Origin of the sequence: Paraburkholderia ginsengiterrae (assembly GCF_001645125.1) — a bacterium.
GTDB lineage: Bacteria > Pseudomonadota > Gammaproteobacteria > Burkholderiales > Burkholderiaceae > Paraburkholderia > Paraburkholderia ginsengiterrae.
In genome coordinates this window covers 13,925-37,313 of sequence record NZ_LXKA01000342.1, presented here as the reverse complement: position 1 = coordinate 37,313, position 23,389 = coordinate 13,925, and the positions used below count along the sequence as shown (strand labels likewise).

27 protein-coding genes are annotated in these 23,389 nt (G+C 58.6%); 2 read left to right on the top strand and 25 right to left on the bottom strand.

Annotated features, from left to right (window positions below):
- From A6V37_RS28890 to virB11, 6 genes are all read right to left on the bottom strand, one after another.
- Positions 1-1,473 carry a hypothetical protein gene (locus A6V37_RS28890; protein ID WP_064270722.1) on the bottom strand — a complete coding sequence of 491 codons (1,473 nt, stop codon included), beginning with the start codon at positions 1,471-1,473 and terminating at the stop codon, positions 1-3.
- A gap of 11 nt (positions 1,474-1,484) precedes the next feature.
- Positions 1,485-2,294 carry a phospholipase D family nuclease gene (locus tag A6V37_RS28885; RefSeq protein ID WP_242665919.1) on the bottom strand — a complete coding sequence of 270 codons (810 nt, stop codon included), beginning with the start codon at positions 2,292-2,294 and terminating at the stop codon, positions 1,485-1,487.
- 13 nt (positions 2,295-2,307) lie between these two features.
- A complete protein-coding gene (locus tag A6V37_RS28880) occupies positions 2,308-2,727 on the bottom strand; it encodes a hypothetical protein (RefSeq protein WP_064286567.1) in 420 nt (139 codons plus the stop codon).
- Positions 2,728-2,957: 230 nt separating this feature from the next.
- A complete protein-coding gene (locus tag A6V37_RS28875; RefSeq protein WP_064270725.1) occupies positions 2,958-3,299 on the bottom strand; it encodes a hypothetical protein in 342 nt (113 codons plus the stop codon).
- On the bottom strand, positions 3,289-4,059 hold the full coding sequence (locus tag A6V37_RS28870) for a lytic transglycosylase domain-containing protein (RefSeq protein ID WP_064270726.1): 771 nt from the start codon (positions 4,057-4,059) through the stop codon (positions 3,289-3,291). The genes A6V37_RS28875 and A6V37_RS28870 overlap by 11 nt, the downstream gene beginning before the upstream one ends.
- Positions 4,046-5,056: a P-type DNA transfer ATPase VirB11 gene (gene virB11 / locus A6V37_RS28865; RefSeq protein WP_064270727.1), complete on the bottom strand. Its 1,011-nt coding sequence runs from the start codon at positions 5,054-5,056 to the stop codon at positions 4,046-4,048. The genes A6V37_RS28870 and virB11 overlap by 14 nt, the downstream gene beginning before the upstream one ends.
- Here virB11 and A6V37_RS28860 point away from each other — a divergent pair.
- The gene (locus tag A6V37_RS28860) at positions 5,031-5,348 is read left to right on the top strand and encodes a hypothetical protein (protein ID WP_131799928.1); all 318 of its coding nucleotides are present in this window, start codon (positions 5,031-5,033) and stop codon (positions 5,346-5,348) included. The genes virB11 and A6V37_RS28860 overlap by 26 nt on opposite strands.
- Here the strand turns inward: A6V37_RS28860 and A6V37_RS28855 are convergent.
- The 11 genes from A6V37_RS28855 to A6V37_RS28805 form a co-directional block, all read right to left on the bottom strand.
- Positions 5,315-6,571: a TraB/TrbI/VirB10 family type IV secretion system protein gene (locus A6V37_RS28855; RefSeq protein WP_064286565.1), complete on the bottom strand. Its 1,257-nt coding sequence runs from the start codon at positions 6,569-6,571 to the stop codon at positions 5,315-5,317. The two genes, A6V37_RS28860 and A6V37_RS28855, sit on opposite strands and share 34 nt — an antisense overlap.
- Positions 6,568-7,344 (bottom strand): TrbG/VirB9 family P-type conjugative transfer protein, encoded by a 777-nt coding sequence (locus A6V37_RS28850; RefSeq protein WP_064270730.1) that lies wholly within the window; start codon positions 7,342-7,344, stop codon positions 6,568-6,570. Before A6V37_RS28850 ends, A6V37_RS28855 begins: the two co-directional genes overlap by 4 nt.
- Before the next feature lie 17 nt (positions 7,345-7,361).
- A complete protein-coding gene (locus tag A6V37_RS28845; protein WP_082902859.1) occupies positions 7,362-7,772 on the bottom strand; it encodes a TrbG/VirB9 family P-type conjugative transfer protein in 411 nt (136 codons plus the stop codon).
- A gap of 1 nt (position 7,773) precedes the next feature.
- Positions 7,774-8,481 (bottom strand): VirB8 family type IV secretion system protein, encoded by a 708-nt coding sequence (locus A6V37_RS28840; RefSeq protein ID WP_064270732.1) that lies wholly within the window; start codon positions 8,479-8,481, stop codon positions 7,774-7,776.
- Positions 8,475-9,563 carry a TrbL/VirB6 family protein gene (locus A6V37_RS28835; RefSeq protein WP_064270733.1) on the bottom strand — a complete coding sequence of 363 codons (1,089 nt, stop codon included), beginning with the start codon at positions 9,561-9,563 and terminating at the stop codon, positions 8,475-8,477. Before A6V37_RS28835 ends, A6V37_RS28840 begins: the two co-directional genes overlap by 7 nt.
- A gap of 1 nt (position 9,564) precedes the next feature.
- Positions 9,565-9,873, bottom strand: coding sequence for an EexN family lipoprotein (locus A6V37_RS28830; RefSeq protein ID WP_064270734.1), 309 nt, complete (start codon positions 9,871-9,873; stop codon positions 9,565-9,567).
- Positions 9,874-10,061: 188 nt separating this feature from the next.
- Positions 10,062-10,712: a TrbJ/VirB5 family protein gene (locus A6V37_RS28825; RefSeq protein WP_064270735.1), complete on the bottom strand. Its 651-nt coding sequence runs from the start codon at positions 10,710-10,712 to the stop codon at positions 10,062-10,064.
- Positions 10,709-10,945: a DUF3717 domain-containing protein gene (locus A6V37_RS28820; protein ID WP_064270736.1), complete on the bottom strand. Its 237-nt coding sequence runs from the start codon at positions 10,943-10,945 to the stop codon at positions 10,709-10,711. The genes A6V37_RS28825 and A6V37_RS28820 overlap by 4 nt, the downstream gene beginning before the upstream one ends.
- A gap of 256 nt (positions 10,946-11,201) precedes the next feature.
- Complete coding sequence (locus tag A6V37_RS28815; protein WP_064270737.1) at positions 11,202-13,721, bottom strand: VirB4 family type IV secretion/conjugal transfer ATPase; 2,520 nt, start codon at positions 13,719-13,721, stop codon at positions 11,202-11,204.
- Positions 13,708-13,992 (bottom strand): VirB3 family type IV secretion system protein, encoded by a 285-nt coding sequence (locus A6V37_RS28810; RefSeq protein ID WP_064270738.1) that lies wholly within the window; start codon positions 13,990-13,992, stop codon positions 13,708-13,710. The genes A6V37_RS28815 and A6V37_RS28810 overlap by 14 nt, the downstream gene beginning before the upstream one ends.
- 9 nt (positions 13,993-14,001) lie before the next feature.
- The gene (locus A6V37_RS28805) at positions 14,002-14,385 is read right to left on the bottom strand and encodes a hypothetical protein (RefSeq protein WP_064270739.1); all 384 of its coding nucleotides are present in this window, start codon (positions 14,383-14,385) and stop codon (positions 14,002-14,004) included.
- A gap of 436 nt (positions 14,386-14,821) precedes the next feature.
- Here A6V37_RS28805 and A6V37_RS28795 point away from each other — a divergent pair, with 436 nt between their 5' ends.
- Positions 14,822-15,109, top strand: a complete 288-nt coding sequence (locus A6V37_RS28795) for an Arc family DNA-binding protein (RefSeq protein WP_064270741.1) — start codon at positions 14,822-14,824, stop codon at positions 15,107-15,109.
- A gap of 71 nt (positions 15,110-15,180) precedes the next feature.
- On the opposite strand, the gene A6V37_RS28790 is transcribed toward A6V37_RS28795, so the two are convergent.
- The 8 genes from A6V37_RS28790 to A6V37_RS28755 form a co-directional block, all read right to left on the bottom strand.
- A complete protein-coding gene (locus A6V37_RS28790) occupies positions 15,181-16,161 on the bottom strand; it encodes a fatty acid desaturase (protein WP_082902860.1) in 981 nt (326 codons plus the stop codon).
- Positions 16,139-16,858, bottom strand: a complete 720-nt coding sequence (locus A6V37_RS39550) for an autoinducer binding domain-containing protein (RefSeq protein WP_075643574.1) — start codon at positions 16,856-16,858, stop codon at positions 16,139-16,141. The genes A6V37_RS28790 and A6V37_RS39550 overlap by 23 nt, the downstream gene beginning before the upstream one ends.
- 14 nt (positions 16,859-16,872) lie before the next feature.
- On the bottom strand, positions 16,873-17,136 hold the full coding sequence (locus A6V37_RS28780) for a hypothetical protein (protein WP_064270744.1): 264 nt from the start codon (positions 17,134-17,136) through the stop codon (positions 16,873-16,875).
- A 300-nt stretch (positions 17,137-17,436) separates the two neighbouring features.
- Positions 17,437-18,513, bottom strand: coding sequence for a hypothetical protein (locus A6V37_RS28775; RefSeq protein ID WP_064270745.1), 1,077 nt, complete (start codon positions 18,511-18,513; stop codon positions 17,437-17,439).
- Between the two features lie 264 nt (positions 18,514-18,777).
- Positions 18,778-19,806 carry a tRNA 2-selenouridine(34) synthase MnmH gene (gene mnmH / locus A6V37_RS28770; protein WP_064270746.1) on the bottom strand — a complete coding sequence of 343 codons (1,029 nt, stop codon included), beginning with the start codon at positions 19,804-19,806 and terminating at the stop codon, positions 18,778-18,780.
- Between the two features lie 267 nt (positions 19,807-20,073).
- Positions 20,074-21,252 carry a PDDEXK nuclease domain-containing protein gene (locus tag A6V37_RS28765; RefSeq protein WP_064286563.1) on the bottom strand — a complete coding sequence of 393 codons (1,179 nt, stop codon included), beginning with the start codon at positions 21,250-21,252 and terminating at the stop codon, positions 20,074-20,076.
- The gene (locus A6V37_RS28760) at positions 21,249-21,518 is read right to left on the bottom strand and encodes an HU family DNA-binding protein (RefSeq protein ID WP_064271374.1); all 270 of its coding nucleotides are present in this window, start codon (positions 21,516-21,518) and stop codon (positions 21,249-21,251) included. The genes A6V37_RS28765 and A6V37_RS28760 overlap by 4 nt, the downstream gene beginning before the upstream one ends.
- Positions 21,519-21,585: 67 nt before the next feature.
- Positions 21,586-23,076, bottom strand: a complete 1,491-nt coding sequence (locus A6V37_RS28755; RefSeq protein WP_064271371.1) for a replication initiation protein — start codon at positions 23,074-23,076, stop codon at positions 21,586-21,588.
- Positions 23,077-23,389: the final 313 nt, after the last annotated feature.

Below are 23,389 nucleotides of genomic sequence, written 5' to 3'. Positions count from 1 at the left end.
TCAGCCGATCCCGTGCCCTTCACGTTGCTTTCCCGGCCTGACGGCCTCCCTGGCCCGCTCCGAGACTGCCTGCTTGCCATCGCGTGTAAAACCGGCCGACTCGCGCAGGTTCCCGAAGAACTCGGCGCGGCGCTCAAGCTTTTCATGCGCATTCAGCTCCGAAAAATTCTTACGCGGCCTCGTCTCTACACGCACGACGCTGGCGCCTTCCGTTTGCTGCGTCTTGCCTGCGTCAGCCGACTTGCCGGCATCTGGAGCCCCCCTGTCGGCGGCATCCTTCGTTTTGTTTCGACCAAGTTTCTTGAAACCAGCAACCCCATCGACGGCCTTCTTTGCCTCGAGTGTCTGGCCGCTGTTCTCAACTGGCGCAGCTGACGGTGTTCGCTTGCCAGTTCCCATTTCGATGACATTCGATTTTTGCGCCGTCGGTTTCGCTGCTGCCCTCTCTGCTACCTTCTCGACCGGCGCTGTGCTCCTCCCACTGCCGCGCGAGAAGAACGCATTGCGCGCAGCATCGATCGCGGCCTTATCAGACATCATCGCGTCCGGCGCCCTGCCGGCGTTGGCCTCTTTCGTTTCACGCAACATTTCGAGTGTGGCTTTTGCCTGTTCAGCACTAACCCCCGTGGTCTTCGCAACCGTATCGACAGTCGCTGCAAATTTGGCCGGATCTTTCAGGGTCTCCAGAGAGGTATCAATACTGACGCTCTCTTTCGCGGCCGCTACCGCACCTTTGCCCGCCGCTACCTCTACCGAGCGGTCTGCGGCCTTCTGCACGAGCTCCGGGACAGGCTGCGCCGCGGTCTTCTCCGGGCCCTCGATCGCACGGCGCACCTGCGCCCGTAATGCCTGCTCCTGTGCATCGAGCTTGATCTCCGCAAGATCAAGTTCGCGGCTCCGAGCTTCTAGCGACTTCGACCAACCATCGAGGGTCTTGGGATACGTCCGCGTAGCCCCCCTGCCATCGACGCGCGACTGCGCCTTCGCGAACATGTCGGCAATTTCCTGACGACTCCATTCGCGCGGCACATTCAGATCCTTGTTCGCATGCAGGATCTCGGCCGTCTTCCTCGCATCGATCAACGCCAGCTTGTTCAGACCCGACAGAAGCGACGCCCGATCGGTAATCTGCTCGGCCCGCTGTGCCTGCTCGACTTCTTTTTCTGCTAACGCCTGCTCGAGCGCGCCCCGCATCGCGGCGGTGTCGATCACCTCACCATCTTTCAGGCCGAAGCGTGTCTTGAGCGCTTTCGCATCTGTCGCGAGCTGTTTGTCTTCACGGCGCTGCTGGTCCTCGCGCTCGACTGCCTGCGCGACTGCGTGAGGCTCCCTTTTAAGCCAGTCCTGCCGGTATGCGAGATTCTTCTGGCGTGCCTCGAGACTCGCACGACGCTGGGCAAGCGCCTGCTCCTGCTCCGCAAGCTGTTGCTGACGCTCCTTGTCGCTAAACCGCAATACGGTGTCTTCAAACATAAAAACCTCCGTCAGTTGGACGCCTGCCCCGCCCAGGGGCGCCCTTGGTTAAACCGGCTTTGCCAGTGCTGCTGATACGCCTGCGCGACGACCGGCACATGCCACATCACCACAGCGTTTTCGCTGTTGTACCTGGCCGCCGACATCGTGTAGTTGAAGCTACCCGTCTCGACCGATTCACCGTCGATCACCATGAATTTGTCGTGATGGATCGGATACACATCGATCGTCCGGACACCGACGCCCGCGCCGGACAGCAGGTCAAGCGCGATGCGGCCTTTGCCACTGCGATCCTCGACCAGGTTGCTCTTCCGATCGGCCACCACTGCAACGTCAACGCCGCGCCGATGCGCGTCTATCAACGCCTCGACGATCGTCGGCGACGTAAAGCTGTACGCCGACAGGTGAATCGAATGCCGGGCCGTGCAGATGGCTTTAAGAACGAGACGTTCGGCAGAACCTTCCGGTGAAAAACCCGTGTCGATCGCGGGACCGTCGGGGGCTACGCATGCAGCATGGGCACTGTCCGAGTACGTCAGGAGGGGAAAGCCAACGACCGTCAGCGCAGCCGTGACAACCACTGATATGAGAGGGCGATGGAGTTTGCGCATCTTTACCCTCACCGGCCCTGACCCAATGACTCGACGTGCTTTGCGCACGGTGACGTCAACACCAGGAAAATTGCCCTGCGTATCGCCGCCGTGCCAGAGAATGTGTCTAGGCTTACCCTGAATAATGCAACTGGCAATTCGCCATCCAGTAGGATGAACCAGTTCATACTGACCAACCCACGTCCAGCCATGCGCTGCCGCGTAAGTCATCGGCGCCGCCCTATTAGTAATGAATTCTTGTCTGGAACTGGCCGGCCTCGTACACGTCGACCGCATTCGGCGACTGCGGCTGTTGCCAGACGATGTGGTCATACACCGTGACGGTGACTGGATCGCCGTCGTATCCGCCACCGTCCCGCCCGTTTCGCCAGCTCACAGCCGATGCATCACCCGAGGGATCGCCATACAGCTGATACGCACCGACCTTGCTGCCCACACAGGCCTGCGGCCCGTCATACTCGTAGCCGCTGTTGATATCCGCCACGGAAGGCCTCGGGTTTCCGACCAGTGCAAAGCCCTCCATGCCGCTGTACGAATGGGCGCCGGCCTTGCGTTGCCCTTCTGCCACCCAGACGCCGGCCGCCGCAGCCGCTGTGCCAGCAGGGCACGGGTCGTACGGCGTGTTGTTCTGACGGACGGTCATGTCCGAGTCCTTACACTGCGGCCAACCACGCCCGTGGCGGAGATCGCTCATCAGGTGGTCCATTGCCGGTCCACAGCTGTCCGGTGCCCACGGCCCACCTTTCGATGACGGGTTGCCCAGACAGATCACAATGCGGCAACCGTAGTCGTCATCGGCACGGGCCATATTGGCGTGACCGCCCAAAGCGAGCACTGATACGAGCAACATTAGCCGACCACTGTTCTTCATCGTCATACCCCACCCCCTCTCCAGGTGAGCGCCCTGTGTCCACCAGTCATGAATCGCCAGGCACGCCACGTGTTGCGCACGGCTAGGCCGAACAAACAGAACGGCGACGCAGCCAGCGAACCCAACCACATCAAGGCAAGTGTGGGCGGCAGCAAGGCCCAGACACCGCCCTCCCGCACCAGTTGCGCCACCAGATAAAACGACATCGGCACCATAAGCGCCGCGAACTGTCCACCGGCCCCAGGCAGGTGATGCCACCATTGCGACGCCGCCACGGCCGCCGTGACGGCATAGCAGTCCAGCACAAGGGCCGCAGCGAGCAGTCGGTACCCGTTACTGATCATCAACGGCTCCGGTTGCCCGCACTGCCTTGCGCGTATCGCTCACCTCGCCGTTGACCTGACCGTCTTCGTCGTCGTCCCCATAGGTCGTGAACCAGTCGTCTTTGGCCGCAGACTTTGCAGCGCGGTCCGGCCGTGCTGCCGCGCGTCGTGCAGGCGCACCTGCAGGGCGAACGTCTGGAACAACCTCGATCGGCTGCGCCCCCTGCACCCCTGACGCCGGGACGGCAGCCGCCACCTTTTGGGCATAAGCGGCGCCTCGAGTCAGATCTCCGCTGTAATAGCAGGAGAGCGTCGCGCGTACCGCGTCATCAGCCTGCGCAAACTGCGGTTTCGCGCGGGCGTAGCACGTTTTAAGAATCGCGGCACCGGTCGTGAGGTTCGCGCAGGGTTCGAAAATGCCCTCTGTGGTCTGTCCGTAAGGCGCCAAATTGTGTACGTTGACCTGCACCAGTCCCATGCTGTAGTTCCAGCCGCCGGCGTCGAGCACCTTGACGGTGGCCAGCGCTTCCGGAAGGTTCTTTGGCTGTCGCGCAAGATGGCCACCGACGACGCCGATCGCGAACGGATTGCCGCTGCTCTCAACTGTCGTCACGCGCCCCAACAGCGCGGGATGAACGTCAGGGGCGCACTCCTGGGCCAGCGAGACAAAGTAGGATGCAACCGGTGGGGGTGCGACCTGCAAATCCGTTTGTGACGCTTGGGCGGAAAGCAGCATCAGAGTCAGCACCAGAGGCGCGAAGGGCAATTTAATGCGGGACATAGAGCACCTTGCTGATTCCCCGCACCCCATCGTCATAGCGATGCATCTGCACCACGACATCGATGAGACTGCGGGCATAGTCGATAATCTCGGGGCGCTGCAAGGTCGAACCGAAGCGCATGACCATCTGCGCCAGACGTTCGAACATGTGTTCTGGACTGGTTGCGTGCAGCGTCGTCATCCAGCCACCGTGGCCGGAATTAAGCATTTCGAGCGCGACGTATGCTTCCGCGCCGCGCAGTTCGCCTGGGATCACGCGATCAGGCGACAACCGCAACGACGCTTCCATCAGTTCAACTGCCGTCACGTTTGCCGTACCCTGATTCCCTCGCGAATACAGCAGGTTCACCGTATTGGCCTGCGGCGGCCGCAGCTCGCGCGCGTCTTCAATCGTCACGATCCGCTCAGCCGGCGAGATCTCTTTCAGAAGCATGTTGATGAACTCCGTCTTGCCGGCAAAAGTCGGTGCACTCACAACGATGTTCTTTTTCGCCTTGACGGCGAGTCGCAGGAAAGCTGGCCACGCACGATCCCCATACAGCGACGCCAGTTTCTTGTCGGTGTCTTCCGAGTCTGCCAACGGTTCATTGACCCGATCAAAGGCCCTGCTCTCCTCGTAGTACTGCATCGTGAGATCAAGCGTTGACGGTTTGCGGATTGCAATCGCGATCGTTCCCGGTGGCACTGCTGGCGGTTGAACAACCTGGATCCGAAAATCGCGGTTCCGCGGCCCGGTCAGTTCCGAAGGGATCGAGGCCGCGAGAAGCGGGCGCCTCGCATCTGTCTCCTGGTCCGAGTGATGCGCCACCAGTTCGGCAAAGTCCCGCAACGTACTTTCGGTCAATACCGGCGTAACCACTCGCTCCATGAAGCGCACGCCCTTCCGTCCGGCCCATACGACACCTGGACCATTCACCGCAATCTCCGAGACATCAGCGTCATCGAAGAGCGGCCGGATGGACTCGGTGCGGTTGAAGAATGCCGGAACGATCGACATGTCAGCGCCCCCGGATGCGCTCGGCGCGAGCGACCGCGCCAGCCTGCTGCACGAACGGACGATCGAGGCAAACCTGCGCATCAAAACACTGGCGGGCAACGGCCTTAAGCTTTGCCTGCGCGAGCATCAGATACCGTCCGTCATCCCGGGCGAAGTCCCTCAATATCTGTGCCTGCAACGCGTCGGCAACCGCGTCGTCCAGCTGGCGGCGCAGTTCGCCGACGGCGACTTCGCATTGAACGTGCGAGATATCCGTTGTCACCATTCCTCCCCGTCGCCCGATTTGCAGTAGTCGGAGAAGTCCAGTTCGTGCTCGACCTGAATGCGCACGCGCGTGCCCTGGTCGTTTTTGAGTGTTGGCGGGATGTTGACGTAGCCACCCAGCAGCTGCTGCGAAGACTGCGCCATCGACTGCTGCACACCCGCGCGGTACATCGCCATCGAGTTGTTCTGGTCTGACGACGACACACCGTAGGTCGATGAGCCAGCACCGAGCAGCGACAGCGCCGCGATCATGCCGAGGATCTGCCCAACGTGGTTATCAACTTCGGCATCGATGCCCGCCGATCCGAGCTGATCGGCAACCGGTGAGGTGACAGGGATCTTGGCGCCATCCGGACGCAAGGCGACGGCGCTCGCGATGAAGGTTCGTTCCTGCCCCTTGCGCACAGACGAATTCGGTTTGCCTGTAATGCGCGTGCCCCACGGCAGCAGCACAATCCTGCCCTGCTCCCCATAAGCATCCCGATCCAGCATGATCGTGATGGAACCAGGCAGGTCCGAGATAATGCGCGGCACCAAATGGCCCTCGAGGATTGCCCCCGGCTCCATCTTGCACTGCAGGTTGTCGATCTTTTGCGCCTTGGACGTGGAGTCGTCGGCGCTCGAAACACTGCGCGCGAAGGCCGAATTCGTATCATTTGGGCCGTCACCGCCAGTGCGGCGGCCCAGGCCTGCCCCACCCTGCTGTGCATCAGCGGAAGCGGCACCTGCATCGTCCGAACCATCGCCCCCCGTGTCTGAACCAAACAGACCCGACTTGATCCGCGCCTCGTGCATTGCCTCGGTTTTTCTGCGTGCCTGCTCAGCTGCTGCGGCCGCCTGACGTTGACGCTCCGCAGCCCGTCGCGCTTCGTCCGGATCGACGCCAGAACTTGCCGCTGGTGCCGACGCAGCTGCCGCCATCGACGCCGGAAGTTTCTGCCGGCCAGCATCCAGCGGCGCGGCCTTCGTCGTGTCTTCGTCGATCTTCGGCTTATCGGAACTGCTCGATGGCGCCGGCGCGTCATGCTTCATCCCGTAGAACCCACCGGCACACAACAAGAACAGAATCGCGCCGGCGACCGTGAAAAAGGTTTGACGCCGGCCGCGGGCAGTATCGGCCGCGAGCGACGTCTGCCTTAGCGCATCAGCTGCGCGCCGGCGCTCGTTCAGGCTGTCGCCTGCATCGGCCGGCTCGCCCCCTGGCTGCCCGCTGTCTCGAGGCAGATCATTCGGGTTATCAGGCGTATTCAATTTCCGCCTCCCCAGGGTGAGCGCTGCGCCTGCGTCGCCGCACCCTGTTGCGACCGGGTCACGCACAAGGTGCGATCGCCGTCGCGCAGCGTAAAGCGGTCAGCCATCTGCTCGATCACCAGATATGGCCCTTCCCTGCGCATGGGCGCAAGTGCCTCGGTGCCGTCCCGGTCGACGACGTAAATGCTCGGCTTGGGCTTCCCGATCGAGGTCAGAAAGTAAGTGAACTGCCCGTCGTCAAAAACGCGCTGCAGGCCGAACGAATTTTCGTCACCCGACACCTGATAATTTCTGTTGACCATGCGGGGCTGCGAATACGATGCGTCAGAGACGCCACCCGAATCATCGCCCCACCCATCGCTTCCATCAGCCGGATACAGGAAGCGTACCGCATAGGTCGCGCGTTCCGGGTTCTTCGAACTGGACAGGCGGAAGTAATAAACGTGGTTGCTGGTCGTGACCGTCAGATTGGTTCTCGCATCAGGCTCGACCGGCTTGAGCACGAGATGATTGCGAAACTTCAGGACCTGCCAGCCGATTGAATCGCCGATCGCCTTGTTGAGGATCTTTTCCCCTGGCGCGAACTCGATCGTCGTCGCATACCCATAGACGCCGGTGATTTCATAGACCTGATTCGGGTCAAACTGGAGCTGGCATACCCTGTTGTCCGTGATCACGCAGCGCGGATTTTTGGCCGCTTGTGCGTTCGCACCCGTAACGGCGCACGCAATACCCACTGACCATGCCAGCATGCCGTGGCGAACAGTTTTCATGTCGCTCCCTCTCCTGCTTAGTACGCCGACGGCGTCACGAAATGAACGATATGCGCGGCCGTCAACGCATCGGCAATCGACGCTATCTGGAGGTGATACGTGCCGCGCGTCGTCGTGACATTCAGCCCCATCGTTTCGCCCGGCTTGTCGGCCGTCACCTGCAGCGTGTCGCCCGTTCGTTGAACATGAAAGACCGGTGCCGTGCTCTGCGCGACGGCCTTGATGTGCTCGCCGGTCGGGAAGTCAATCGCCAACAAGGTTCTGTCAGCAACCGTCAGGTCATAGATCTGGTCCGGCACGTACGGCAAGCGCTGTACAGTGCCTTCCGTACCCCGCAGGACAGGATCAGCAGCTATTACTGCGTGAGCCACGCCCGACAGCGCCATTGCTACTACCACTGCCGTCAAGGCGCTCCTGACTGTTCGCATCTCAACCTCCGGATGGGGCCGGCGCACCCGGCTCGGTGTTCGGCTCGAAGCCGGTCACCATGAAGCCCGTCCCGTTGATGTAGCGGTTCTGCGGTGTCAACGCCTGCTTCACGAATTCGTATCGGAACAGCACATGCCAGTAGATCGTCTTGTTGTCGCCGTTCCCGTCGTTGTAGGTCGCGAAGGTTGCTTCGGCTTTGTGGTCGTCCCGGTCGAGAATCCGTACGCGAACATCCCTGACCCGGCGCACCGTCGTCTCGGCGATGCTGTAGTACGGGTTGTCTCTGTTCTTCGCGTCCATCTCGTGGTTGAAGCGGTCCGCCACGTTCGATGCGGAATGCAGCCTGACGTAATCAATGTGGTCCTGGCGAAACGCGCGATCAAGCGTGTAGCGTTCCGTCACGTAACGGGCAAGCTCGCTCTCGATCACGGCATCTTTCGAACTGAGCATCGCAGGTGTGCCGATCTCGCTTTTTGCGACGTGGTTGTTTCTGTCAAGGGTCAGCACCACGGGTGGTACATATTCCTGATTAGCCTTGTCGTAGGCCATCGAAGCCAGCGCAAGGCCTGCGATCGGCCACGCTACCAACGCAAGCAGATATGCGCGATTCCGGGACAGGCGAATCGCTTCATAGGATTCGGCTGGCGGTACGTCAGGCACTGACGCCTGTGGTACGGTGGATGATTTCTGGACAATCGCGCTCACCATTGACCTCCATCAGATGCGCCACTCGAAGGCGTTCTGCCGCCTGGGCCGCCCGGTTGCCCGGCGCCCGATGGGCTCGACATGCCGGAAGTGTTCATAGCGCCACCCGAGGACAACGCCCTCTCAGTTCGCGCAAGCTGGTTGCCGTGAGCAGTCTGTGTGTTGCTGATACTGGTCAGTGCAGTCGCCGCACCCGGATTTGCGCCAGCGCCACCTCGCCCACCGGAGAACTTCGACATGATCTGGGACATCATGAAGCCGCCGATCATGTCCGCCATACCGCTGCCCGCGGCGCCGCTCGATGTCAGAGCGGACGCCAGGGGACGAATGGTAAAGGCCATGAACAGTGCGATTGCCCCGGCGATGATGATTGCAGCGAAGGCATCCTTCGCCGTCATCGCATTGGGATCCATCTTCGAGACAAACTGGTCGGTGATATCAAAGCTGAACTTCACGATGACACCGAGCAGGATTCCGACCAGCGCGAACTTCGCCATCGCTGCGAACCAGCTCATGCCGAATCCGCGCGTGCTGTTCCACATCAACGTCGGGACAAACAAAGGGAAGAGCAGCATCGTGACCGCAAAGCCCATGTCTGACCCAACCTTCAGGACCAGGGCGATCAGGACCATTGCTGAGTTGACGATCTGCAACGCCAATCCAAGAAGAACGATGCCGATATTGAGCATGGACTGCTTCATCATCTGGCCCGATGCGTCTGAAAACTTGTTGTAGTCGTTCTCCAGATATTGCGTCATCGACTGCCCGCCCATCAGGGAACTTACGGTGTCGTCGCGCAGCTCCTGGAATGAGTGAAAGATCTGTCCGGCCAGACCGCCCCAGTTTAATGCTGCAAACACGAACATGATCGTGAGCAGCATCCTCACCAAAGGCCATACGTCCGCCGGATCGCGCCCGGAATGAACCCGCATCACCTTCACCGCCACCCAGATCATCGCGAGGTACAGCGCAGGTTGCGTGACCGCGTGCCCCAGCACCGGGTAGTTGGTCGACAGAAACGCTTCCGTCCGCGAGGGGATGCTGTCGAACAGCGTCTGAATGAATTGATCTACCGGATCGGCCATGTCACTTGCTCGCGCCAAAGAACCTATCGTTAAGCGCTGCGGCTGCCGCCGTGCAATCCCTTGCTTCCGGCGTGTCGGTGCCGACTCCGATACCGTGGTTCTTGCATTCAGCCAGTCGTTGTTTCATCTCGCCCTGATGCGCGAGGTAATACGCTTCGGTCTTCGGCTCGAACGCCGGCACAGTCTGCGCAGGGGGTTCGATGGTGCTGCCACCTGTGCCACCGGTATGCACGACGTAAACGATCAAGCCGCCGCATCCAACCACTGCGACCGCGAGAAGGAACCAGGTGAGTTTGCCTGTCCACGTCATATGCCTGTCTCCAAGTTCAATCACCCGTGCGCCGGCAGGCCCACGGTGCACGCGTTACACCTGACGGCCGATTGGATGAAAATCGCACGCGCACGGCGATTTCGATATCGCGCCGGAATGCGCGCAACCGGCGAGACACGTGGCCCCGGTGATCAGAAGGTAAAAAGCGATGCGTCGCATTTCGATCCTCACTTCGATACGTTCTGAAAAAACTTCGTGCGAGCCGCCGTCGCCTGATTACTTTCATTCACCTGATTGGCGGTCAGATTCGCATTGATGGCCTGTAATTTCGTTTGCGCGGACTGCGCCATGCCCAGCTCGGCCGACATGCGGTTCTGCAGATCGGCTGCATCCTTGACGTTCTGCGTCGTGTCGACCTGCTGCGACAGGTTCTGGAAGTTACGCAGGTGCGTTTGCGCCTCGTCGTACAGCGACTCACCGCCGGCCAGTGCAGACCGAACCGAGTCGGTACTCATCTTGTAGTTCGCGCCCTCGCCCTTGTCAGCGAAGTCATCGGGTGACATCGTGTTCATCACCTTTTCATACGTCGCCTGCCGGCTTCCGTAGATGCCGCTCTTCTGCTGCGATACAACGTCCTGCCAGCTACCGGGCACGATGGACGACGCGTCGATTGCATCGGTCAGCCCCTGCCCACCCCGCGCGTACGACCCGGTTACCGCGCCGTATTGCTGCTTGAGCGTGTCGTATTCCTGCTTGAGCTGGGCGAGTTGTGCGGCCAGCGCTGTCCACGTCCCGGCGTCGCCGACCGGGACGCCCGTTGCGAAAACTGTCGTCGACATGACCATCGTTGCGATGGCCGCTACGGATATACCTTTCATTTCTGCACCTCCGCTTCCTGTTGCACGGTTGACATCCGGACGAAGACCCGCAAAGCATCGCGCTCCACGTCGTCGAGTTCGTTATCCGCCACCACGCGATGGTCAACGATCGTCTCGCCATAAAGTCGCGCCAGCGCGCATCCCACGACGCTGCCGGCAAACCCGGCATCCGATGACGCGCGCACACGCCACAAGTGGATTGCCCCTTCTATTTCACCGAGCGTGAACTGCATGCCGCCGCTCCTGGCTGGCCATCCAGTACACCCTGAAGCCTCGCGCCCACGACCACGCATACACAAAACACAGCGCGAGCACGCCGTACTGCTGCGATTCCCACGCCATCCAGAACCAGAACGGTTGCCCTGCAAGCCCACAGATGCAGGCCCACCTCCGCCAGTGTTCGCGTCGGTCCTGCGACAGGAAAACGCTCGCGGCACCAAGTACACCGATTGCAATCTGTCCGATCACAGGTTCACCCCACGCCTCAAGTCAAACGTTGTGCGTCCGTTCAGATAGCGCGCGCGCCATGAACACCGGGACCCACCGGCTCGGGTCTGTTGTGCCCAAGTCGGCCCGAACACGATTCATCAACTCAACCGACTTGTCATTCGACGACAGCACTGCCACGAGCTCAGGCATGTCCGACATATCAAACGAGGCGCGCACACTGACTCCACTGCCTTTCTTGATGAGCACCTTGTAGTCCTCCGGCACCGCGCGTTCGATAAACTCGAACTCGCTCTGCGAAAAGTCCAGGTTATCGATGTAGTCCCGTCGATCCGCCTTGTCGTTGGCGAAATAAAAGCTCGTTACAGCCTGATTCTTGACGGCCGCCACTGGTCTATAGAGAGCGCTAGGCTCTGGCGTAATGAAGAGCGTCGCGCAGTTGCGCCGGCGGAATGTCTCTCGATATGTTTCGATCTTCTGTTGCCAGAACGGGTTGCGGATCAGCATCTGGGCTTCATCCCAAACGATGATTGAGGGTGATCCATCGAGCGATTGTTCGATACGATGCGTCAGATAGTTGAGCAGGACAGGAAGCTCCGGCTTCGCTTCCTTGTCCTTCATCAGCTCCCGCATCTCATAACGGTAGTGACGGTGTGTTGCCACATCGAGCGTGTCATATTCGTTGTCGAAAACCGCCGCATTCGCGCCATCGCCGTGCCACACGGCAATCGCCCGATACAGATCCGAATTCTTCCCTCCGAAACGCCACGCAAGGTTGCGCAGGCGACGGTCCTCGAACCGGGTCTTGCTGTCATCGAAGTTGTCGTTGACCGCTGTTGCAATGCGTTCGATGTCGTCGACGGTGAGCACATAGCCGTAACACGTCGCCATCATCTGCAGCAGCTCGCGCAGCATCGCCCGATTCTGTTCCGTGTCGGGAATCTTGCAGGGATTGCCAAGGGACCGTGACAGGCTGAGTACGATGTCTGCGCCGCCCATGGCCTGCATGAACACGGTGCTCCCGTTCTCCCGGTCGAACCAGTGCACCCGGGGCTCGAACTTATCGGCCTGGCTGGTGACCATTGCGACAAACAACGTCTTGCCCACCCCCGTTCTCGCCCCAAAATTGCCGTGTGCGGGCACCATCCCCGCACGCTCTTCATGCAGGTTGAGGTAGTAGCCGGTCTGACCTTCCGTTGGCAGAACCATGAGGCATTCCCCCCAAAGGTTCCCGTCGAAGCGTCCCTGTGGAAAGCTGTGCAGCGATGCAAAGGCCGCAAACTGGATCGTCTCGACCTTGCCTACCCGGCCGTTGTGCCGCTTCGTGGCGCCCGGTATCTGAGACCAAACGGCGCGCTCCATTCCGGTCGTCTCAACAACAGGCTTCACACCCCAGCTCTTGAAGCACTCGCCTGTTTTTCCGACGGCATCATCCAGCGCCTCGAGCGCCTTGACCGCAGCATCCTGCGAGCGCCCTTCTACCGGCACATGAACGAGGACGCTTATGTGATGTGTGCCGAGCACGGCCTTGTTGGCGGCCTGCCGCATGCGCAGAGCGGTAATTTCCGCCGACATGCCGGCAGTCGTCCGGTCGTGCGACAGCCGGGCCTCACTTGTCGACGTCGCCATGCTGGCGTCAAGCTTGTCGATTGGGAAAAACTTCTGCGTAACGATCAGTTCGGCGTGCAGCCGCTGGAACCGGTCTGCCATCCCGGCGACCGCGCCATCGGGCCAGCGCGACATGGCGAGCACCTGTCCGATCCGGCGATGGTTAAGCCCGTTGACCTCAAAAACGTCTTTCCCTAGGATCGGGTTTCGGCCGAAATGCAGATACGAACTCGCGATCGCCTGGGCTAGGTTGTACGAGTCAGCCAGCACGGGGCCGTCTTCCTGCGTGAGCAGATAGCGCAGGAAACGCGCCATTTCACAACAAGGTCCGATTTCCGTTTCGACGCGGCCCAGCCGGCGAGGCGCGTAGTGCGCCAGCGATTTCATCAGCGAATTGACCTTATCTTCAAGGTCACGCGCCTGACGCGACTCCGTTTCAAGCTTGTCGTTGGCGCCAGAAGGATTGAACGCATTGAATACGCGATCGAGCCGCCCCACTACCCCGCTGTAGTGCCGGTAGCGCACGATGGCAATGTAGATTTCGTGCTGATACAGCGACCGCGTCTGGAAACGCGCCTTCAGCTTTTCATTGAGAAGATTCGGAAACCAGTTCGAATACTTGCCGGCGGGCCACCGGTTGGCCTCGCGCCGGATCTCGTACACGTAGATGCCCACGTTGCTGTCAGCAATGGACTCGAGCGCGGTGTTCCGTTGATGCTTGTACACATCGACGCCAATGTCATCCAGCATTTCAGCGTAGAGCCCCTGCAGACGCACAATCTGCACCAGTCCGCTGTCAAGCGTGCGCAACGTATGGCTGTTGTAGTACGCGTTCAGCCCGAACGGAAGTTCGCGCGATGCGTGCAGATCGGCCGCATCGTCTTTGTCTGCCTCGCTCCGCTGAATGAATGGCGATGCGCCGAAATGCCGATCAAGAAAGTCACTGAGGCGCATAGGTCTTCGCTCCGCCCCAGTACTTGAGGCTACGTGGCTTCGCTGTCGCCCCAAAACTCTGGTATGCGACCGAAAACGCGAACATGTCCTTCGCGGTAATCAAATAGGAGCCAATGACCAGGAAGGGCACGGCGAGCATCACCGGCCACCATTTGATGAACATGAAGATAGCTGCGGGCAAAACGAATGAGCCGAGAAACAGTTCGGCCAGACAACCCCATATCATCCACGGCTGCACCATGCCCTTCGGAATTTCGTGAACTTCACGCATGACCTCACCTCAGATCTGCGATGCGCCAGTTGTCGCGGCATAGCGAACGATCGCAGGGATGGCGAAGAAGACAAATGACACGATCACCGCGATAACAGCCGACTTCATCGGAACCCAGCCCTTCGGCACACCCAGCGTGCAGACTCCGAGAATGGCCATGAAAAGGTAGGGGCCGGCATCGATGAAAAGCCAGCTGACGAAATCACGTGCCAATCCTGTGAAGGTGCTGTAATCCATCGCGTAAGCGTATTCGGGGAACACTGCAGCAACGAACAACAGGGCCAGCGTGGCCGCCAATCTTGTTTGCGAACGCGCCAGCGAGCGTATCTTGCGGAGCAAGAAGTGCTGAATTGCAGGGGCGAGCGTGACCGTGCCTATAATGGCGGTAGCCATAGTTAGTCCTCACGGGGTTACGAAATGGTCAGGTTGATGTCAGTGTTGGTAGCACCGGCATCAACCGCTCATATCGCTCTCCGGCTGCAATGGACATCCTGGCCGGATCGCGACGCGAACCAATTTAATCTCCTTCTGACACCTCCTCCTGTCGCGACGTTGGCGGCGCCGGTGGCGCATCCGACGCGTATCCCTTGCAGACCGCCTCATCTTCCAGTTCGGCCCGCCGAGTACGAAGCTCAACAACCAACTGCGCGTTTTTCGATCGCGCCTCCTGCTTTGCCCGATCGATGAGCCACTCATTTAGCTCTCGGGGGAGTCGACACTGCGAGCGAACGATGTCACCCATTCCCTCTCCTCTAGTGCTTTGCAGTCACTACCATATAGTGACACGGTGTCACTATATTCCAGCGCCGCCATAGTGTCAAATGTCACTATGAAAGACAGCTACCGCTCACAATTCCGGCTACCGTGGCCCCTGTACCACCAGTTGAAGGAATCCGCCACGAAGAATCAGCGCCCACTCAACGCTGAGCTGGTCGCTCGTTTAGAGTCGACCTACCCCCAACTCAGCGTCCCAGAAGGCACCGGCGTTGACGAATTGCGCGAAACCGTTACTACAATGTCTCTCGCCGAGCTCATGACGCCAGACGAGATAACAATGTTCGCGGAACGCATGCTCGTTCTTGCCGCACGCAAGCGCACTACCAAGACAACGCCGTAGTGACACTTTCCAACAGTTGATGTGACGAATTCAAGAGAGCCACTTAGTCTTGCGGTGGCCGGAGTTTTATGCTAGTCGCTTGCCTTTGGCAGCTTGGGGTTCATGACCGAGAACCAGAGCGGTGGAATTAACGCCAAGCCGAACATGTGCAGATAGCCACCAGGAAGCTCTCTCCCGGCGTGAACCAGGTGATCATAGGTACGCGTCTGGTCCAGATGGTGGTGGGTGTGAAGCCCGTTATTTACGAATAGCCGGTTGGACAACCAGAAGTTGATATCCCACGCAACCTGGTTACCCAATTCATCAGGACTACCGGACAAGCCATAGTGCTGGAAGTAGCCAACCGCCTCCACGACAAATACGGAGACTACGCCCTGCCCGACGTAGAAGACGACTCCACGCCAGCCACCGGTCCACGCGAAAAGAGTCACTACCCCAACGCTGATCGGGATGATCTGCAGGAGCCGGCTTTCCCTCCAACTGCGGATCTGACCTAGCTCGTAAGCGATAGCGGATCTCAGCGCCGAGAAGAAGGAGCGGCCGACGTGACACCAAACCGACAGGCCGACATGGGCCGTTGAGCCAAATCGCGGATCGCCGACGTGTCCGTGATGGAGTTGATGTACGACTCGGTAGTGAGGGTATCCAGCGACTGCTAGGGCTACGTCGGAGATTAATCTAAACCGACGCCCGCCCCTGTGCATTGCCTCATGAATGTGCGCCATCGCAAAAGCACTTACCACCCCGGACGCAATCATCAGTCCAGCAAACTCCAACGGCCTCGCGCTCATCGCTTTTCCAAGGGCAACAAGCACCGCGGCGCCCGACACGAAAATGTAAGTGACCGGAACTGCGGGTCCGCTCGGCGCGTGGCTCGGCATCCGGTTTGTGCCCGCCACATCCTGGCCGATAAGCGCGTCGGCGGCGGGGACCACCGTAACCAGGAGCATCAAATAAAGCCAGGGATGCCGGTAACAGAACAATGTCGTCGCGGTCGCAGGTAATAGCGTCGACAACCAGAAGCCGCCTTTACTGTTGCGCAAAGATGTCATTTTCTTCCGCAAACCGGACCGCCGCGGTAATGTGCGATACCCCAATCTTTTCGTTGATCCGTTGGAACTGCCGGTAGACAGTCGTCGAAGACACCTTCAGCTCGTCGGCGATTGCGCCTGCGTTGAAGCCAGATCGCACGAAGCCAATCAACTGCACGTCCTGTTGCGAAAGGCCGCACTTTCTAATCGCATCTTCTCGCACTGCTCGCGATGACCAATCGAGAAGCTCCAGTGCCAAGGCCCGGAAAAACGCCCTCCCCTCCCTTAGTTTCGGTTCGCCTTCCTCACGCTTCGTGCTCGAGCCAAGGTAAAGAGCTCCAATCCGCCCTTTCTCGCTAGCGTGCGCAGGAATGAGGAATGTGCTGAGAAATCCGTGTTCCGCGGCCACCTCAAGCATCCGTTTTTGCCCAGCAGTCCGGACTGGTAACTCCGAGCCCAGAACTGGCGCCGTATTCGATCGCACGTAGTCGAGACACGGGTCCGTCAGGTACCATCTGTTCGCGTTATACAGTTGACACCATTCGGGACGACAACCGATCAAGAATCGATGGGTGGAGCGACTGGCTGAATGATCGGTAGGATGCAACGAAACGAACACAAACCATTCGGCGCCCTTCGATCGAATTGCGTCCCTAACAAGCGGTATCAATTCCAATTCATCCGCTGCGTTTATAACGGCATCAAAGCTGAGTTCCATTACGATCGATCCGTCTAGATTACTTCATCAACGCCATCCGCCCAGACAATGTTTCGCACTTCAATATAAATTGCCCGCATCACCGAATGATGTGGGTCCGAAAGCGCGAACTTTTCAAACTCGCTTTTTGATGAAACCGGCAAAATCTGAACCAGCATCAGTTCGTCTCCCTGAATCAGATACCTTTCCGCAATGAAACCGCGTGGCACCTGATAGAGACGAATGCCTACCTTCTCGACATCGGCGCTAACGGCACGCTCATAGACAAGGTTCTTCATAATCCTCGCCTTCGATCTCGGGGCGATATCCACACGCACGACACGTCCTGTCCTTGACTTCATGCTCAGACAGAGACGAAATCACATTGTCTGCCACACATCTTTCGCATTCGAAGATCGAAACGAAAAATTCTGCGCGGCAGACTTCGCACCTCATTCGATGGACTTCGTATTCCTGCAAGACTTCCCATCCATCATCGCCGTGATCGGCCCCACAAGAAGGGCACACAATGCTGATACAGTCGCTCATAGCTCCCAATCCAACAAATCATCTTCACTTCGGCGAATCACCGAGCCACCTCATGCACCTGGCTGCGACGCCAGCCTTCCGCCCGTCCGAGCTGGATACGAATCGCGCGGTCGACTCGAACGCAGGCTTCGCACGTAATTGACGAACCGGTCTATCTCAGACTCGGCCATGCCGAGCCACGCGAATCGTATGGTCCCAGACTCCGACGGAAAAATTAGCTTTCGGTCGATGCCGTGATGCTCGAGATACTGAAAGAACACAGACAGGTCATCGTCCCGCAGTCTCTTCAGCCAGGTTCGCAGGTGCTCCAACTCGTCGCAAGCTAACTCAGCCGGCAATGTATTTAGAACGCTCAATGCGAAGCGCGTTGGACAGGGCAATCGCGGGACGTAGTAAAGGTCGCAGTGTGCCTGGTGCGCTGTGCGGAGATCCCCCCCCAGTACCGGAAACGAAGGGCTCTGTTCCTTTGCATCTTTGGCATGCTGAACCCACGGCCGATCGTCAGACGATGTTGGCCAAATGCGTTTCAGGTCATCGACTCTGTACTTCTCGCGGGACGTCCAGATCTCACGCAGCTCGTAGTACTCTGTCGATTGAGAGATCCGGTAAGCCGCATCGACAAGCGGGCTGTCGTGCCAATGAGCTAGCGGCCTGGTGCGCTGCGCTGCATACATGCGCTGATGGTCATCTTCCAGATTGACGCCCGACTCCTCGAACAGTCGGCGAAATAGAATCAGCGATTTGCGGAAATACTGGGATGCGCCATCTGACTGCGCATACAGGCGCTCCGGAAACGTTTGTGCGTTATCCGGCGCAACATGGCCATTGACCGCGTCTGTAATGCCTGTGATAAGCCAGAAAGCATAGTGTGGGAAAAGACGCGCCAGCGCCTCGATCATGTCCGGCGTGGGTCGTTGTCGGCGATGAAACACCTTACGCCAGCGCTGAATGGAAATACGGGTGTACGCCGCCAGCCGCCCCATGTAGCCCCGGCCAGGGTCAGGCCGCAGGAGCAGGGAACCGGACGACCTACGATGTTCTCCATTCGGCTTGTTGTCTTCACTTGGCGCGAGGTGTGCCTGCTCATTCAGGAGCAAGATCATGCGGTCTTCGATCGTTGTGGCCATATTTTGAAGCAATCCCAATCAGTCAATCTGTCCCGATTAGATCAATTCAATTCATAAGATATGACCATACTCGCCCTACCTTCCCATCCACCAATTCAGTTACAAACGGAAACACACAGAAAGGTACCTACTGCTACAAGCAGGAAATTTCTCTGGATACCTATGTTTATTGCATAGATGATGTGGAAAATATGCCCTATCCCACCCGTATCGCGAGGGTGATTGGCGATGAAACCGTTTGAACGAACTTTAGATAACAGCCGTTTAGCCGAAGCGCTGAATGAGCGCAAGTGCCACGACGCGGAGACTGTCTGGCGACAGATCCTGCAAGTCAATGACTGGTGCATCTGCAAGTGAGGGATAACTGCGCCTTGTCGAACGCGCATAAGCAGGATCGTAGTGCGCGACCATGACTCGCTCGAACAACTCGGGTATTTGCCGTGATCTGGCCATTTCTTGCCACACCTCAAACTCTTTGCCTCCGACATGGCTCCGTAGAGGGGCGAGCTTCGATACAAAGGCGTCCGGATCTTGCTCGAAATGATGATAGTCCTCTCGCCACAATATGACTCGCTGGGTCATCGGCGTTGTCACGCAGACAGGCTTACCCTTCGTATGCATCGTTTCGAGCAGCGCTGGCGGTAACTGCACGTTTCCAATCTTTTTGCTCTCTGCTTCAACCCACACCGGGCGACTGGGCGAGAGGGTACAAAGCTTCTGTAGCAGCAGGCTATCAAAGTATTTCTGCGTCGGCTGCGGCGTACCAGGTATCGCACCGATGACTGAGCCCCGATGTGATGCGAGCGCCTCCAGATTCAACACTTGCGCGCCGGCGGCTTCGAGTTGATTGAGCAAGCGAGTCTTTCCAGAACCAGTCGAGCCGGACAGGACCACATACGAGAACTCCCGCGGCCGCGTTGCCAGTTGTTCGTTTACCCAACGTCGATAGCCCTTCCAGCCGCCAGGCAGACGGTCCACCTTATAACCGATCGTATCGAGAGCATCGAACCAAAGGCGACTGCGCTTGCCACCGCGAAAGCAATAGACAAGTACCCTTCCATGACGCGGACGGCCCGCAATTACGGTATCAAGATGACGCGAAATGTTTTTCAACGAATAGGACACGCCGATCAGATATGCCTGCATTTTGTCAGTACGATGCAGGGTGCCGACCTCAGCGTATTCGTCATTGCCGACCACGGGTAGGTTGATTGCCCCTGGGATGTGATCCACGGCGTATTCGCGTTCGCTGCGCGCGTCGATGATGAGGTCGTAATCTTCGAATCGGTACATGCGCACCTGCCGTCTGAGTGTTGGCGTGAAATGCGTGTTCTTTACGCCGTTTTGTTAAGCCTCAATACGTCGAACATTTGCGCGCCCGTGATGATGTGCGTGTACTGAGACCCGTCGCGCATATCACATGGCTTCAAGAATCCTTTAGGGCACCCTCGCGGCTAAAACAAAAGATAGGTCTGTCTTACCCGCAAAGTACAGCCCACTACCGAGAATCTGCGTTGAAAGAATCAACTTGAGCTACTTTTGCGGCGTCGTCTCGCGGGCTCAGTCGACTTGAGGTGGTCGTTCGGATTCGACGCTACGCCTGTCCAGTTCGGCCCGCGTACGCTCCAGTTCATGCGCGATCAGTTTCTCGTCCGGCAGCACGGTCTGGTACTCCGCTGCGAGAATTTTGTTCGACAAGTTGTCGAGCGCATAGTGCGCTTCGGCAGCGCCCTTCTCCGCACACAGAATCAGACCTACTGGCGGATTTTCACCAGGCTTCATCCAGTGTTCACGTGCGTAGTTCAGATAGAGGTGCATCTGTCCGGCGTCCGCATAGCTGAATCGGCCAACCTTCAGGTCGATCACCACGAGACATCTGAGTCGCCGGTGAAAGAACAGCAGATCCACCCTGAACCATGCGTCGTCAATCCGCAACCGTCGCTGCCGGCCGAGAAAGGCGAAGTCGTCGCCAAGCTCCAGCAGGAAGTCAGTCAAATGACGGATCAGGCCGTCTTCGAGGTCGGACTCGGAGTACTCGTCCTTGAGATCGAGAAACTCCAGCACGAACGGATCCCGAATGGCCTGCTCAGGCGTTGGTGCGTCGTCAGCGTCGGACTGCCCGGCCTTCCGCAGCATCGCCGCCTTGTTGTGCGAGAGGGCGACGCGCTCGTAGAACTGGCTGCCGATCTGCCGGTCGAGCTGCCGCACTGACCAGCCGCAGCGCAGGGCTTCGGCTTCGTAGAAGCTGCGGGCCGCGGGATTCCTGAGCGACAGCAGGCGCACGTAGGCTGACCAAGGCAAGGGAAACGCCTGTGCCACGGTGGTCAAGTCAGCAGAGTTCCGCGCGGGTGATTCGGACAGGTGTCGTCCGGCAGAAATTGCAGACAGTGTCGGGACAATTTTGGGGGATGGGGATTTTGCAGACAGCGTCTGCAAAATCTGCTCCGCCGGCCTGCTCAGATAAAACGCCCGCATCTGCGAAAGGTTGCGCCACCCGAAGCCTCGCCCGAACCGCTGGGAGAGATCGGCGCCGAGTCGTTTTATCAGTGCTTCGCCGTAAGCGGCCCGCCCCTCCCCGCCCTGCTCGAACTCGACGATGCGCCGGCCAATCTCCCAATAGGTGGCCGTCATCAACGCGTTGACACTGCGAACCGCCGCATCGCGCGTGGACTCCACCACATCAGCAATTTCACGTTGTAGGCCCGCATAAACGGCTGCCGCGATGTCCGACTTCGTCATGACGGGTTCACCGCCTCCCTGAACACCTTGCCGGCCGTGAACTTCGCCGTTGGAATATGGATTGCTTTGCCGGTTGCCAAGCTACGGCGCACGCGTGGGGTACGCTCACCACTCGAGAACGAATCGAAACCGATCAGTTGCACGGTTTCGCGCCCTGCCACCGCAGTAGTCACCGCGCCAATAAGCGCGTCGATCGCCTCGCCAGTAGCCGTCTTGCTTTCACCCTTCACGGCAACGACCGTATCAACTAGTTTCTGCTTATTCATCGTTTATCCCTGTCGAGCGTTCATGAGACCGTTCCCGCGGACCGCAGCCGTCGGTAACGCCACCCTTCTACTTGTGATGCGCGCGCGCGGCTTTTCTAAGTTCGCCGGCAACAAAGGAGCCAAACGTATTGGCGATATCCGGCAAGGTCAGGATGTTGGCCTCCGTGACCTGAGCCGGTTTGAGCATTTGACGTTCAATAGCCCGAAGCCCCATGGTGCTCGACGCGACAAACTTGCGGACAAGGTCCTCCCGTGTCTTCTTCTCTGCTGTGTCAAAATATTCCCGCGCGAGGCGAACCTCTTCGTATCGACGCTGTTCGGCTGCGGCGTTGGCTGCCGCTAGGTTGGCCGCGACCGCTTTTTGGATATCGGACTTGGTCCCCTGCCGAACCGTCGCCGCTTCGACCAGTTGAGCCTGAATCAACTCAACCTGCTTATCAGCTTCGGAGACGCGGTAGTTGTCCGAAAGGGCTTTCATCAAATACCCCGCGGCCGTTTTAATCTTGTCGCCCTGCCGGATTCTCCACCGGGTGTAGTCGATAGCCTGCTGAATGCGCTCATCAGTCCACACTGTCCGGTTCTGCGCGATTCGCTCAAACTGTTTTTCGGACAGCGCGAATTCGTTCTGAAGTGTCATGAAAAGCGCTACCGAGTTAAGCATGTCGGCCTTGGAAGCCACGGCTGCTTCCTTGCGCTTGAGCCTGAAGCGAATCTGGTCCTTCTTTCGCGAACCAGGTGTCCCTGCGCGAGTCTCGTAAGACAGCTCAATGTCGGACAGCTCGTTTATTTGGCTCACGGCTGGCTCGAGGTAGTCGCGCTTGAAGTATTTGAATTCAGCGTTGTTTGCCCATGACTTCCCAGGCAAGTTTCGAACGAGGTCAAGTGGCAGCCAATCCGTTACCGCGTTGGGCACAGACGGCAAAACATGGTCGTAGATGGCCCGCGCGTAAATGAGCGTAAATCTCGAGGTGATAAGGAGGCTTGTCCAGTAGGAGTTTTCAGGGTCCTTAATGAGGCGTTGCAGTTCTACTGGCACCCTGAATCGGATTCGACCATTTCTGACACTAACTCGCCCTATTAGCTCAAGCCAGTCCCCGTCTTCATTGTCTACCACCAGGTCAGCGTCATCTTCATCGAGACCACCCTCTTCGTCAGCCTTGTTCTCAACGGATTCGTCTATCATCCGTCCCGCCGAATCGACCGCCACGACCGGCGCGCTAGTGACTTCGAGCATGGATGATTTGACGCTACGGATGACACTGGAAAAGTGCTTCTTGTTCTTGCTATCGTAGCGCATCAACCATTTGAAAAAGCCGAGCGTCACATCGTAGGCGTCCTGGACTTCAGGGTCCTGAGCCACGATGAAGTAGGCGGCATCTACAAAGCGTCGAGCGGACAAACCTAATCCGATGATGCGAGCAAAGACCCGGTTCTTTTGATAGCCGATATCCTTGTCGGAGACGGCCTCATTGATAGACCTATGCGCCGGCGCCATTTCGACGAAAAGGTCAAGCGCATACTGAAGCGGAGTTACTCTGCGATCGACGCTGCTGGCCATGCCCGTTCCCTGAAATATGCAGCTATTCTTTACCTGAAAATTTCAGCAGACTCTAAGCACATAAAGGTGAGATGTCAATGGAAACGTCTCACCTTTGCAGCTCGCCCGGCCTGGGGTACAACATCTCTCACCCTCCGTACAACAACTCTCACCTCTGGCGCGAGCCCGTTTCAACTAAACCCTTGTCGGAACTGGATTTCAGTCGCTTATCCACAGGTGCGGTGCCAAGAACTCTCACCACGCATCCTGAATCAATAGCTCGTCTCACCTTCCCGTCGCGTGAATCTCCCCTCCGGGTCACCTAGTTCTCACC

Coding starts and splice junctions, on each gene's coding strand:
- A6V37_RS28890 (WP_064270722.1), bottom strand. CDS start 1,473: ATGTTTGAAGACACCGTATTGCGGTTTAGCGACAAGGAGCGTCAGCAA.
- A6V37_RS28885 (WP_242665919.1), bottom strand. CDS start 2,294: ATGACTTACGCGGCAGCGCATGGCTGGACGTGGGTTGGTCAGTATGAA.
- A6V37_RS28880 (WP_064286567.1), bottom strand. CDS start 2,727: ATGACCGTCCGTCAGAACAACACGCCGTACGACCCGTGCCCTGCTGGC.
- A6V37_RS28875 (WP_064270725.1), bottom strand. CDS start 3,299: ATGATCAGTAACGGGTACCGACTGCTCGCTGCGGCCCTTGTGCTGGAC.
- A6V37_RS28870 (WP_064270726.1), bottom strand. CDS start 4,059: ATGTCCCGCATTAAATTGCCCTTCGCGCCTCTGGTGCTGACTCTGATG.
- virB11 (WP_064270727.1), bottom strand. CDS start 5,056: ATGTCGATCGTTCCGGCATTCTTCAACCGCACCGAGTCCATCCGGCCG.
- A6V37_RS28850 (WP_064270730.1), bottom strand. CDS start 7,344: ATGAAAACTGTTCGCCACGGCATGCTGGCATGGTCAGTGGGTATTGCG.
- A6V37_RS28845 (WP_082902859.1), bottom strand. CDS start 7,772: ATGCGAACAGTCAGGAGCGCCTTGACGGCAGTGGTAGTAGCAATGGCG.
- A6V37_RS28840 (WP_064270732.1), bottom strand. CDS start 8,481: ATGGTGAGCGCGATTGTCCAGAAATCATCCACCGTACCACAGGCGTCA.
- A6V37_RS28835 (WP_064270733.1), bottom strand. CDS start 9,563: ATGGCCGATCCGGTAGATCAATTCATTCAGACGCTGTTCGACAGCATC.
- A6V37_RS28830 (WP_064270734.1), bottom strand. CDS start 9,873: ATGACGTGGACAGGCAAACTCACCTGGTTCCTTCTCGCGGTCGCAGTG.
- A6V37_RS28825 (WP_064270735.1), bottom strand. CDS start 10,712: ATGAAAGGTATATCCGTAGCGGCCATCGCAACGATGGTCATGTCGACG.
- A6V37_RS28820 (WP_064270736.1), bottom strand. CDS start 10,945: ATGCAGTTCACGCTCGGTGAAATAGAAGGGGCAATCCACTTGTGGCGT.
- A6V37_RS28815 (WP_064270737.1), bottom strand. CDS start 13,721: ATGCGCCTCAGTGACTTTCTTGATCGGCATTTCGGCGCATCGCCATTC.
- A6V37_RS28810 (WP_064270738.1), bottom strand. CDS start 13,992: ATGCGTGAAGTTCACGAAATTCCGAAGGGCATGGTGCAGCCGTGGATG.
- A6V37_RS28805 (WP_064270739.1), bottom strand. CDS start 14,385: ATGGCTACCGCCATTATAGGCACGGTCACGCTCGCCCCTGCAATTCAG.
- A6V37_RS28795 (WP_064270741.1), top strand. CDS start 14,822: ATGAAAGACAGCTACCGCTCACAATTCCGGCTACCGTGGCCCCTGTAC.
- A6V37_RS28790 (WP_082902860.1), bottom strand. CDS start 16,161: ATGACATCTTTGCGCAACAGTAAAGGCGGCTTCTGGTTGTCGACGCTA.
- A6V37_RS39550 (WP_075643574.1), bottom strand. CDS start 16,858: ATGGAACTCAGCTTTGATGCCGTTATAAACGCAGCGGATGAATTGGAA.
- A6V37_RS28780 (WP_064270744.1), bottom strand. CDS start 17,136: ATGAAGAACCTTGTCTATGAGCGTGCCGTTAGCGCCGATGTCGAGAAG.
- A6V37_RS28775 (WP_064270745.1), bottom strand. CDS start 18,513: ATGGCCACAACGATCGAAGACCGCATGATCTTGCTCCTGAATGAGCAG.
- mnmH (WP_064270746.1), bottom strand. CDS start 19,806: ATGTACCGATTCGAAGATTACGACCTCATCATCGACGCGCGCAGCGAA.
- A6V37_RS28765 (WP_064286563.1), bottom strand. CDS start 21,252: ATGACGAAGTCGGACATCGCGGCAGCCGTTTATGCGGGCCTACAACGT.
- A6V37_RS28760 (WP_064271374.1), bottom strand. CDS start 21,518: ATGAATAAGCAGAAACTAGTTGATACGGTCGTTGCCGTGAAGGGTGAA.
- A6V37_RS28755 (WP_064271371.1), bottom strand. CDS start 23,076: ATGGCCAGCAGCGTCGATCGCAGAGTAACTCCGCTTCAGTATGCGCTT.